Source organism: Kitasatospora sp. NPDC058162, from assembly GCF_042884005.1.
GTDB lineage: Bacteria > Actinomycetota > Actinomycetes > Streptomycetales > Streptomycetaceae > Kitasatospora.
In genome coordinates this window covers 20,428-32,590 of the sequence record NZ_JBHVUS010000032.1, presented here as the reverse complement: position 1 = coordinate 32,590, position 12,163 = coordinate 20,428, and the positions used below count along the sequence as shown (strand labels likewise).

General features: G+C 73.7%; 8 protein-coding genes. 4 read left to right on the top strand and 4 right to left on the bottom strand.

Translation table 11 applies throughout. The annotated features are described in order from the left end of the window. Positions 1 to 2,333: 2,333 nt before the first annotated feature. The 3 genes from ACFVXG_RS36050 to ACFVXG_RS36040 all read right to left on the bottom strand — a co-directional run bounded on the left by ACFVXG_RS36050 (position 2,334) and on the right by ACFVXG_RS36040 (position 4,556). Positions 2,334 to 3,074 (bottom strand): SDR family NAD(P)-dependent oxidoreductase, encoded by a 741-nt coding sequence (locus tag ACFVXG_RS36050; protein ID WP_387933987.1) that lies wholly within the window; start codon positions 3,072 to 3,074, stop codon positions 2,334 to 2,336. Positions 3,075 to 3,199: 125 nt separating this feature from the next. Continuing rightward, the gene (locus ACFVXG_RS36045) at positions 3,200 to 4,183 is read right to left on the bottom strand and encodes a 3-oxoacyl-ACP synthase III family protein (protein ID WP_387933868.1); all 984 of its coding nucleotides are present in this window, start codon (positions 4,181 to 4,183) and stop codon (positions 3,200 to 3,202) included. A gap of 112 nt (positions 4,184 to 4,295) precedes the next feature. Beyond that, positions 4,296 to 4,556: a hypothetical protein gene (locus ACFVXG_RS36040; RefSeq protein WP_387933866.1), complete on the bottom strand. Its 261-nt coding sequence runs from the start codon at positions 4,554 to 4,556 to the stop codon at positions 4,296 to 4,298. Between the two features lie 2,686 nt (positions 4,557 to 7,242). Between ACFVXG_RS36040 and ACFVXG_RS36035 the strand changes: the two genes are divergently transcribed. Genes ACFVXG_RS36035 through ACFVXG_RS36025 form a run of 3 tightly spaced genes read left to right on the top strand, consistent with a single transcriptional unit; the run spans position 7,243 to position 10,593 of the window. Next, the gene (locus ACFVXG_RS36035; RefSeq protein WP_387933864.1) at positions 7,243 to 8,136 is read left to right on the top strand and encodes a class I SAM-dependent methyltransferase; all 894 of its coding nucleotides are present in this window, start codon (positions 7,243 to 7,245) and stop codon (positions 8,134 to 8,136) included. A gap of 35 nt (positions 8,137 to 8,171) precedes the next feature. Then, positions 8,172 to 9,857 (top strand): flavin-containing monooxygenase, encoded by a 1,686-nt coding sequence (locus ACFVXG_RS36030; RefSeq protein WP_387933863.1) that lies wholly within the window; start codon positions 8,172 to 8,174, stop codon positions 9,855 to 9,857. A 43-nt stretch (positions 9,858 to 9,900) separates the two neighbouring features. Further along, the gene (locus ACFVXG_RS36025) at positions 9,901 to 10,593 is read left to right on the top strand and encodes a 4'-phosphopantetheinyl transferase (RefSeq protein WP_387933862.1); all 693 of its coding nucleotides are present in this window, start codon (positions 9,901 to 9,903) and stop codon (positions 10,591 to 10,593) included. A gap of 20 nt (positions 10,594 to 10,613) precedes the next feature. Here ACFVXG_RS36025 and ACFVXG_RS36020 read toward each other — a convergent pair whose 3' ends face one another. Beyond that, positions 10,614 to 11,552, bottom strand: a complete 939-nt coding sequence (locus tag ACFVXG_RS36020; protein ID WP_387933860.1) for an AraC family transcriptional regulator — start codon at positions 11,550 to 11,552, stop codon at positions 10,614 to 10,616. Positions 11,553 to 11,645: 93 nt separating this feature from the next. Between ACFVXG_RS36020 and ACFVXG_RS36015 the strand changes: the two genes are divergently transcribed. Then, a complete protein-coding gene (locus ACFVXG_RS36015; RefSeq protein WP_387933858.1) occupies positions 11,646 to 12,125 on the top strand; it encodes a zinc-binding dehydrogenase in 480 nt (159 codons plus the stop codon). Positions 12,126 to 12,163: the final 38 nt, after the last annotated feature.

Here is a 12,163-nt window from a genome sequence, read left to right as displayed (position 1 = left end):
CGCCGCGCCCCGGCGAAGGGCGTGCCGGCGTGGTGCCCGCCCGCCGGGCCGCGGGCACGAAGCCCGGGGCACCCGCCGCCACCCACCCCCGCCCACGGACCAGCCCCGGCCCGCCCCCGCACCCACCCCGATACCGCGCGGGCCCGCACACCCCTGACGGCCCGCCGGCACACAGCCGCACCGACGCGTACGAGCAGCCGGAGGCACCGCAGGACCCAGACCTGCCCGGCGCAACAGCAAGGGTGCAGCGGGAGGCCGCCACCCGCCGGGCCCCCGACCCGGCCCCGCTTCCGGACCGGGGGCACCAGAAGTCGACCGGCCCGACTTCCCACGCCCGACGCCGGGCCGCGGGCGCGGAGCCCGGCGCACCCGCCGCCACCCGGCCGCGTGCCCTACGGCGCCCGGCCGACAGGCACGGCCGCACCCGTCAGATCCCGCGCAGCACCCCGCGTCCCCCTCCCACCCCGCGGCCTGCCGCCGCCCGGCGGCAGGCCGTCAGATGACGCCCGGCCCACCCCGGCACCCGGGACAGACAGCCCCCGCCCCTGCCCGGGCGGGCCGTCGCGCAGCACTGCCCCGCAGGCAGCCCGTGCCGAACCATGACCGGGCGCAGCCCCGGATCCCCCCCCCGGGGCCCGGGGCCCGGGGCCCGGCACGACGACGCGTCCACCGGCCGCGCACCCGGCGAAACCGGCCGGCCCCTCACACGCCGACACCGCCCGAACCCAGCCCCCGCGCACACCACGCCTGCCCCACAACGCCGGGAACGGCCACGGCCGCCCACCCACGGTGCCCGGCCCATCGCCGCCCGGGCCGTCCACCGGAAACCGGCCCTGCCGCACTGGGCCGCCGGAACGCAGCAACTCCGCCGCCTCACAGCCCGTGCACGAGGTGACCGGCGGGCACCCGCCCGGCCCCGCGCCCCCCTGCGCGACGCGACGAAGGCCCGCCCGAAGTCCCGACGCGCACAGGGCACGGGGCACGGGCGGGCACCCAACCGGCGGGCACGGCCGCACCCGCCCGGTCCCGCGCCCGGACACAGCAAGCACCCCGCCGACACTCCCCGACATACGGTGCGCCACCGTCGGCAGACCGTCAGGTGAGGCGCGGCAGGGCCCGCGCGGGCCCTGCCGCGCCATGACCGGGCGCAGCCCCGGGCCGAACCGCCCGTCCGGGAGTCCACGGTGGACGCTTCGGACACGGTGTCCCGGCCGCCGGCCGTTCACTGGTGCCCGTCCCCGCTCGGTGCAGGGCGGGCCCAGGGCCGAACCGCCCGGTCGTCCGGGAGTCCACGGGTGGACGCGGTGGACGTGATGTCCCGGTGGCCGGCCGGGCCGGCGCCGGATCCAGCGTCCCGGCACCGGCACCATGGCGCGTCGACCGGCCGCGCACCCAGCGGGCCGGCCGGCCCCTCACATGCCGACACCGCCCGGACCAGGCCGCCACGCACGCCACACCTGCCCACAACACCGGGAACGGCCACGGCCCCGGTCCTGATCCACCGGGCGCACCCTCCCCGACACCCGGGCCCGGGCCGGGGTTGGCCGGGGTTGGCCGGGCCCGCCGCGGCCTGACGACCACAGGCGCGACGGCCGCGGACGGTGTCCAGACCGGTCACCACATCGCGCGCCGCCCTGGGACACCTGGCCGAGGCCGGGCCGGAAGACCCCCGCCAGCCCCACGCGGACCGGACAGCGACGCCGAACCCATCACCGCCCAAGAGCCCCCGGCAGCCGGGAAGTCCACACGGGCCGCCACACCCGCCCACGCCCCCGGGCATGGCCTGGCACCGGCCCGCCCCGACACGGGCACGAGCACGAGCACGAGCACGGACACGGTTCCATGACGCGGGCACGCGGCGCCCGCCGCCCCTCCCGGCACTCCACCCGGTACCGGCCCCGCCGCACCGGTCCGGTCCCGCCCACGCCGACAGCCGCCGCACCACGAACGGGCACGGCCTGAACACCACGGACACGACAGCCCGCAGACGATGCCCAGACCGGTCACCACACCGCGTGCCCCCGCCGCCGCGACCACCCCGGGACACCAGGCTGGGGCCAGGCCGGAAGACCCCCACCGGTCCCGCACGGGCCAGGCGGCGACACCGGGCCCGTCACCGCTCAAGAGCCCCCGGCAGCCCGGAAGTCCACCCGGGCCACCACACCCACCCACGCCCCCGGTGCCGGGCCCGGCCCCCTGCCGCGGGCGGGGAACGCGCCGGCCCCCGCCCGCGGCAGGGGGCCGGGGACGGGGGCACGGGCGCCGCCACGCGCGCGCGGCGGCCACCCCGCGGCGCGGGGGCGGTGCAAGGGGGCGGTACGGGGCCCCGGGGCTCAGGTGATGGAGGCCCCGGAGTCGATGCTGATGACCTGGCCCGTCATGCAGTCCTGGTCGAGGAAGAGCCCGATGGAACGGGCCACCTCGCGCGGGGTGACGAACCGGGGCACCGGGATCTTCTCCCGCATGCCCTCGACCACATGGGCGGGCAGGGTGTCCGTCATCCCCGTGATCATGAAACCGGGCGACAGGGCGTTCACCGTCACCCCCCGGCGCCCGCACTCGGCCGCCAGCGTGCGGGTCAGGCCGATCAGCCCCGCCTTGGACGCCGCATAGGCGGTCTGGCCCGCGGTGGCGATCAGCGCCGACGGCGAGACGATGTTCACCACCCGCCCCCAGCGGGCCCGCAGCATCGCCGGCACGCACGCGCGCGTCGTGTGGAAGGCGCCCACCAGGTTGGTGTCCACCACCTGGCGCCACTGGGCCGGGTCCTGCATCGCCATCAGCGAGTCCTTGCGGATCGCACCGTTGTTGACCAGCACGTCCACCTCGCCCAGCACCTCACGGATCCGCGCGTGCATCACGCCCACCGCCTGCCAGTCACCGACGTCACCGGTCACCAGCACATGCTCGTGGGTCAACTCCGCCGCCAGCGCCTCGGCCTGCGCGCGCGAGCTGTTGTAGTGGACCGCGACCCGGCAGCCCGCCGCGTCCAGCTCCAGCGCCAGCTCCCGCCCCAGACCCCCCGACGCACCCGTCACCAGCGCCACCGGCGAGGCCGGCCGCGTACCGAACACCGCCCGCCCGGACGGGGTTCCCGGCCGGGCCGGTGTGCCCGAAGGCCCGCCCCGCCCGCCCGACGGCCCGGGCGGCGTGCCCGGCCCGCCCGCCGTGCCCTGCGTGCCGGGCGTGTCCTGTCCGCTCACGGGGTCCCTCCCCAGGTCATCAGCACCGAGCCCCACGTCATGCCCGCGCCGAACCCGGCCAGCAGCACCCTGTCGCCCTCCCGGATGCGCCCCGCGTCCAGCGCCTCCGCCAAAGCGATCGGGATCGACGCCGAAGCCGTGTTCCCGTACCGCTCCAGGTTCGTCACCAGCCGATCCGCCGGGATCCCCGTGTGCGCGAGCACCGAGTTGATGATCCGGATGTTCGCCTGGTGCGGCACCACGTGGTCCACCTGCCCCGGCTCCACCTTCGCCCGCTCCAGCGTCTCGCGGATCGTACGCACCGTGTACCGCACCGCGTTCAGGTAGATCTCGTTGCCGTTGATCTGCGCGTAGTGCAGCCCCGCAGCGACCGTCTCCGCCGTGGTGGGCATCCGCGAACCCCCCGCCAGGACCTTCAGACTGTCCTTGCACGAGCCGTCCGCACCCAGGTTCCACGCCAGGAACCGCTCCACCGCACCCGGCACGAGCACCACCGCGCCCGCCCCGTCGCCCACCAGGATCGACAGGTCCCGGTCCGCCGGGTTCGCCGTCAGCGTGTGGGTGTCCGAACCGATCACCAGCACCGGCCGCGGATCCATGCGCATCAGCGCCACCGCCGTCACCAGCGCGTACACGAACCCCGCACACTCCGAGTTCACGTCGTGCGCGCTGCCCGCGATCCCCAGCGCCTCATGCACGAACGCCGACGTCGCCGGCGAGGGCTGCTCCGGAGTCGCGGTCGCCACGATCAGATGCGCGATGTCACCCCCCGACAGCCCCGCCCGCTCAAGCGCCCGGCGCCCCGCCTGAACGGCCATCGACGCCGTGCTCTGCCCCTCGCCCACCGCACGGCGCTCCCGGATCCCGCACCGCGAGACGATCCAGTGCTCGTCCACCCCGAACCGCTCGGCCAGCTGCGCACTGGTCACCACACGCTCGGGCACGGACATCCCCCAGCCGGTGATGTCGAAACCGCTCACCTGCAACCCCTCCTTCCCCAGCTCCTCATCGCTTCCCGACCCGCCCGCCCCGCCCGCGCCACAACCGCGCGCCGGCACCGGCCCCGGCCGCACACACCCGCCCGCCCCGCGCTCAGGAACCCGAGGAGGCCACGAGCGCCAGGATCCGCCCGTGCACCACCCGCAGCGTCGTCGTGTCGTCGATGTCCGCGAACAGCGACTCGTCCGCCGGGATGTGCGGGTACTGGTTCTGGAACCCGTACAGCCACTCCATCAGGTCCAGCGAGTCCACATCCGCGATGTGCTGCAACGCCGCGTCCGCGTCGATCGCGGCCGCACCCGAGACCGCCTGCAACTGCGCGGCCAGGTCCTCGACAGTGGGAATGTCCGACATGATGATCAAATCCTCTCCACCGGCCCCCGCACCCCCCACCCCGCCGGCCCCCACCCGCACCCCCACCCCGGCCCGCACCACAAGGCCCGCAAACCAAAACGGGCCCGCGACACAACCGACAGGACAGGACACACGGACAGGAACGACACGAGCAGGACCGCGCAGGACGGCCGGACGAAATTGACGACGGATACCGCAGGAACGACAACACCCCGCCCAGCCCCAACCGCAGCCCCCCGGCCACACACACCACCCGCACCCGCACCGGCGCCCCACAGGCACACGCGGCACCGGCGGACACGGACACGAACACACACGAAGGGGGACCACGACAACAGGCAGGACACCAGCCCCGACACCCGGAAACCCCCCGCACCACCCTCCGGCAGGAGGAACGGACGGAGACCACCCGGACAACCACAGGACCACGGGTCTTGTCGACACCGCATGAAACCCGCCCCCACGCAAACGCCCCGCAACCCGCCCCACGCCCCCACACTTGCGCACCGCTTGCGAGACACACGCTTACCTGACCCACACCACCACACCCACCCACCCGCCCACCCCGACACACCGAAACACCCACCCGGCCCGCCACACGACACCCCAGGGAAAGCCCCAACGGCCCACCCCGGACAGCCGGCCAACACCGGCACCACGTCCACCCGGACGGGAAGCACCCACCCATGGGTGCCGAAGCCGGGCAAGGCCACCGCACAACCGGCACCACGCACCAACCGGCGCGGACAGCACCAGGCCCACGGCGCCCACACACCGGCCCACACCGGTGCGACGCCAAAGCCGCACCGGCAGCCCAACCACCGGAACCGGAACGCCGGTTCCGCACCTGCACGGCACCGCCCGCACCACCGGACCGACCACCCGTCACGGCACGACGGCCGCACCGGCCGCCACCGCCCACACGGAGAAGGTCCCAACAGCCTTCCCCGGAAGGCCGGTTCACACCAGCACCACGCCCGACCCGCCGGGGAAGACCCCAACGGCCCACCCCGGACAGCCGGCCGACACCAGCACCACGGCACCAGCCGGCACGGACAGCACCAGGCCCACGGCGCCCACAGACCGGCCCACGCCGGGCACGGCGCCGAAAGCCACCGGCACCACCCGACCGCCTCCCCCGGAGAGCGGGTCCACACCAGCACCACGTCCGCCCGAACGGGAAGCACCCGCCTGCGGTGCCGAGCCGGGCCGCACCACCGCACCACCGGCAGCACGCACCAACCGGCACCGGGCAACAGCACCCGGCCCACGGCGCCCACAGACCGGCCCACACCGGTGCGACGCCACAGCGGTACGGGCAGCCCAACCGCCGGGACCCGCACACCGGTTTCCGCGCCTGCACGGCACCGCCCGCACCACCGGACCGACCACCCGTCACGGCACGACGGCCACACCGGCCGCCACCGCCCACACGGGAGGCAAAGTCCCAACCACCTTCCCTGGAAGGCCGGTTCACGCCAGCACGACGCCCGACCACCCCGGGGGAAGGCCCCGGCGGCCCACCCCCGGAAGGCCGGCCTACGCCGGCACCACGTCCGCCCCGACGGGAAGCACCCAACTACGGTGCCGAGCCGGGCAAGGGCAGGCCAACGCACAACCGGCACCACGCACCAGCCGGCACGGACAGCACCCGGCCAACGGCGCCCACAGACCGGTCCACACCGGCGCGACGCCACCTCGGCACCGGCAGCCCAACCGCCGGGACCCGCACACCGGTTCCACAGCAACACGGCACCGCCCGCCACGGCAGAACGGCCACACCGGCCGCCACCGCCCACACGGGAGGCAAGTCCCAACCACCTTCCCCGGAAGGCCGGTTCACACCAGCACGCCGCCCTACTCCCGGGGAAGCCCCAACGGCCCACCCCGGAGAGCCGGGCCACGCCGGCACAGCGCCCAGCCCGGACGGGAAGCACCCGTCTACGGTGCCGAGCCGGGCAAGGACAGGCCACCGCACAACAGCACCACGCACCAACCGGTTCCGGGCACGGCACCAGGACCACGGCGCCCACAGGCCGGCCCACGCCGGTGCGACGCCAAAGCCGCACCGGCAGTCCAACCGCCGGAACCCGCACACCGGTTCCGCAGCTACACGGCACCGCCCGTCACGGCAGGACGGCCACACCGGCCGCCACCGCCCACACGGGAGGCACGTCCCAACCACCTTCCCCGGAAGGCCAGTTCACACCAGCACGACGCCCTACTCCCGGGAAAGCCCCAACGGCCCACCCCGGAGAGCCGGCCAACACCGGCCACAACGCCCAGCCCGGACGGGAAGCACCCGCCTACGGTGCCAAGCCGGGCAAGGGCAGGCCACCGCACAACCAGCACCAGGCGGTACAGGCAGCACCACAGCGGCGACACCCACACGCCGGGCACGGCACCCGGGCAGGCCCGGCAGCCCGAGCGCCCCGGCTCGCACACCGGCACACCACCGGCACCGCGACGCCCGGAACCAACGGCGCCCCGCGGCCCCGCCCGCAACAGGCGGCACCCGAACCGGCACCACACCGGCACCGCGACGCCCGGAACCAACGGCGCCCCGCGGCCCCGCCCGCAACAGGCGGCACCCGAACCGGCACCACACCGGCACCGCGCCGCCCGGCGCCGAACCGGCCGCACGACCCCGTCCCACCCCACCACGACCACCGAGGAGCCCCGTCCCATGACCACCGTCGAAGCCCGCACCATCAACCCCGACGTCGAGGCCATCCGCCACCACTACGAGGTCGGCAACGACCTCTACCGCCTCATCCTGGGCCCCACCATGATGTACTCCGGCGGCTACTGGGAGGACGGCGAGGACCTCGTCGCCACCCTCGACGAAGCCCAGGAACGCAAACTCGACACCTTCACCGACCTCGCCCACGCCGCCGGCACCGCCCGCGTCCTGGACATCGGCTGCGGCTGGGGCACCATGCTCAACCGCCTCACCACCGTCCACAACGTCACCCGCGCCGTCGGCGTCACCCTCTCCCGCACCCAGGCCGACTTCGTCACCGCCCTGAACAACCCCGCCATCGAAGCCCGCGTCGAAAGCTGGGAGGACCACCGCCTGCCCGAAGGCCAGGACCCCTACGACGCCGCGTTCTGCATCAACGCCCTCGAACACTTCGTCCTGTCCTCCCTCACCCCCAAGGAGCGCACCCAGCGCTACCGCGTCTTCTTCAAGCAGGTCCACTCCCTCCTCAAGCCCGGCGCCCGCTTCGTCCTGCACACCATGACCGTCGAGAACCCCCCACTGCGCCGCCAGCTCCTCGACGACCTCAAATTCCTCCAGCGCGAGGAGTTCGAAGGCTGCCACATCCCCCGCCTGCCCGAACTCGCCGCCGGCCTCGACGGCCTCTTCGAGGTCACCGAGATCCGCAACGAACCCGAATCCTTCGCCCGCGCCTGCCGCGCCTGGCTCCAACTCCTCGCCGCCCGCCGCGACGAAGCCGTCAACATGGCGGATGAGACCACCGTCCAGCGCTTCGAGCGCTACCTCGACATCTTCGCCTACACCCTCGAAGACCACATCTTCAACAACTTCCGCGTCACCCTCACCCGCCGGGCCTGACCCCCACCCACCCGCCCCCGCAGGAGAGACACGCCATGACCACCACCACACCCCACCCCACCACCACCCCCGACAACAACCCCCACAACAACCCCGACGACAACCCCGGCGGAACCGGCACCACGACCGGCACCACCGCGGCCGGGGCCGGGAACGGCACCACCCCCACCACCGGGACCGCCACCGGGCACCCCGCCCCCGCGGCGGCCCCGGCCCCCGCCGAGGCCCCCGACGCCGCCGACCCCACCCCCATCCGCCACCTCAAAGTCGCCGTCATCGGCGCCGGCTTCTCCGGCCTCGGCACCGCCATCCGCCTCCTGCAGACCGGCACCCGCGACTTCCTCGTCTTCGAACGCGCCCACGACCTCGGCGGCACCTGGCGCGACAACACCTACCCCGGCTGCGCCTGCGACGTCCAGGCCCACCTCTACTCCTTCTCCTTCGCCCGCAACCCCGAATGGAAATCCACCTTCGCCACCCAGAAGGAAGTCCACGACTACCTCAGAACCTGCGCCCACAACGCCGGCGTCACCCCCCACCTGCGCTACAACCACGAACTCCTCGCCGCCCGCTGGGACGACACCCACCACCACTGGACCATCGACACCACCCAGGGCCGCTACACCGCCCAGATCCTCGTCACCGGCACCGGCTACCTCTCCGAACCCGCCCTCCCGGACATCCCCGGCCTCGACACCTTCACCGGCACCATCTTCCACTCCTCCCAATGGCGCCACGACCACGACCTCACCGGCAGGAACGTCGCCGTCATCGGCACCGGCGCCTCCGCCATCCAGTTCGTCCCCCACATCCAACCCCAGGCAGGGCGCCTCCACCTCTACCAGCGAACCCCCCCCTGGGTCGCCGCCAAACCCGACAAACCCAACACCCCCCGCCACACCTGGATGCTGCGCCACCTGCCCGGCTACCAACGATTCCGCCGAGCCTTCAACAAGAACGGCCGCGAAATCGTCGCGTTCTTCATGTCCCGCCCCAGCCGCACCACCGGCATGAAGAACATGGCCGCCGGCCACCTCAAGAAATCCGTCCCCGACCCCGAACTGCGCGCCCGCCTCACCCCCGACTACACCGTCGGCTGCAAACGCCTCCTCTTCTCCAACACCTGGTACCCCGCCATCCAGCAGCCCAACGTCGACATCATCCCCGACACCATCACCCGCATCGGCCCCACCCACATCACCACCGCCGACGGCACCACCCGCCAAACCGACACCCTCATCCTCGCCACCGGCTTCACCGCCACCAACCGCCCCATCGCCCACCGCATCCACGGAAAAGACGGCCACACCCTCGCCCACACCTGGAACCAAGAGGGCATGACCGCCCACCGCGGCACCACCATCCACGGCTACCCCAACCTCTTCATGATCCTCGGCCCCAACACCACCCTCGGCCACTCCTCCCAAACCGTCATGATCGAAGCCCAGATCACCTACATCCTCGACGCCCTCAAAACCCTCACCACCCACGGCTGGACCACCCTCGACGTCACCCCCCACGCCCAACACACCTACAACCACACCCTCCAACAACGCCTCAAAAACACCGTCTGGAACACCGGCGGCTGCACCAGCTGGTACACCGACCAACACGGCAACAACCCCTCAATCTGGCCCACCTACACCCGCCGATACCAACAACAAACCCGCCACTTCGACCACACCAACTACCACACCACCACCCACACCCCCACCCCATAAACCCCCGGAACCCGGAACACCCCCAACGAACGGAGGACAGCCCGTGACCACCACGACCCTCACCGCCGGCGCGCTCGCGGGGCTGCTGCCCGTGGGGGTGGAGTGCGCCGAGGCCTTCGGCCCGCCGCCCGCCGGGACCCTGTTCGGCGCCGAGGCCGCCCACGTCGAGGGGCGATCGCCGCGCAGGCAGCGGCAGTTCACCGCCGCACGGGTTCTGGCGCGGGAGGCGTTGGCCGGGCTGGGGCGTGCGCCGGGGCCGTTGCTGCCCGGGCGGGGTGGTGCGCCGCGGTGGCCGGGCGGGGTCGTCGGGAGCATCACGCACTGCGAGGGGTACACCGCCTGCGCGGCAGCCGGCGCCGACCGGCACGCCTCGCTCGGCGTCGACGCCGAGCCGCAGGAGCCGCTCCCCCAGGGAGTGCTCCAGCTCTCGGCCACAGCCGCCGAGCGGCGCCGGCTCTCACGGCTACCGAACGGCCCCGTGCCGTGGGACCGGCTGCTGTTCAGTGCCAAGGAGGCGACCTACAAGGCCTTCTACCCCCTCACCGAGACGTGGACGGGGCTCGCGTCCATCAGCGTCACGCTCCACCCCGACGGGAGGTTCACCGCCCGCCATCCGCTCCATCCGCTGCCCCGCACGGGCCGGTGGACCGCCCATCGCGGCATCCTGGTCACCACCTTGGCACTGCCCCCGGACACCAGCGGCTACGAGTGGGCCCGCCCGACCCGCCGACGCTGATGCCCACAGCACGCCCAGGATCAGCCCTTCCGCCGGTACACCCCGGGTGCGGTTCCGTTCGCGCGTTTGAACGCGTTGCCGAAGGCGAACTCGGAGGAGTAGCCGACCTGGGCGGCGATGGATCTCAAGGGTGCGTCCGTTGTCCGCAGCAGGCGTGCCGCCGTGGTCATCCGCCACCAGGTCAGGTAGCCGAGGGGCGGCTGGCCGATCAGCGTGGCGAAGCGTCTGGCGAAGTGTGCTCGGGAGAGCCCGGCTTCCGCGGCCAGTCCTGCCACCGTCCAGGGTGCTGCCGGGTCTCGGTGGATGGCGTGGAGGGCGGCAGTGACGGCCGGGTCGTTCAGTGCGGCGGCCCATCCCGTGGTGTCCGCTGCTCGGGTGGTCCGTCCGGCGAACCAGATCCGCAGGATGTACAGCAGGAGCGTGTCCAGGAGCGCGGGGACGGCCGCGTCCGTGCCCAGGCGCGGGGACTCGAGCTCGGCAGCCAGGAGTTCGACGGCTGAGCGCAGTTCGGGATGGCGGCCCGGTTGGGCCGGCAGGTGGATCACGTCCGGGAGCGTCGACAGCAGCGGGTGCGCGCGGGACGGGTCGAGCCGGTAGGCCCCGCAGAGCAGCACGGTGGCAGGGCCGCGCCCACCGGTGCGGTCGACGGTGTCGGACGCGTAGGCGCCGAGCAGTTCGTGGTCCTCGGGGCCGCAGACGGGCGCCGCCGCCAGGCGTTCGGGGCTGTCGGCCAGGGTGTGCCCGCTGCCGCGGGGCAGGAACACCACGTCGCCCGTGCCGAGTCGGACGGGCTCCGCGCCCGGGGGCAGCAGCCAGCAGGAACCCCGGAGGATCACCTGGAAGCCCGCCGACCCGGGGACGGGGGCGAACTCCTGTCCCCACGGGGCATGCCACCGCACGTGTGCCGACCGGGGCCGGCCGGTCCGTGCCACCGCGACCACGTCGCTCAGTACGTCCATGCCGCCGAGCGTACGGCGACGGCGAGACGCACGCGCATGAACGGGGCAGTCTGACGCATGGATCGTCTCCCCCGCCGATCGTAGGTTCGCGGCATGACGATGATGACGATGATGAAGGCCGCGCGCTTCCACGAGTACGGCGGCACCTCGGTGATCCGCTACGAAGCCGTCGCCCGTCCACGGCCCGCCTCCGGCGAGGTGCTCCTCCGCGTCGCGGCGACCTCGTTCAATCCCACCGAGGCCGCTCTGCGGGCCGGGCTGCTGCACGCGTTCCTCCCCGTCGACCTGCCCTACACACCGGGTTGGGACGTCGCCGGGACCGAGGCGGTCCGGCGGCAGGGGGCGGACCGCGTGATCGACTACACCGCCGAACCGGCTGCCGACGCCGGGGTGAGCGCGATGCACATGGTGGCCCGCAACGATGTCGCACAACTCGCGGCGCTCGTGGGACTCGTGGACACGGCCGCGCTCGGCATCGACATCAGCGCGTCACACCCGCTGGCAGACCTCGCCGACGTCCACCGCCTCAGCGAGGCGGGCCGGACCCGGGGCAAGGTCATCATCATTCCCTGAGGGCCCGGGGCCCAGGGCCCGAAGGCGCCCTCCCGGTC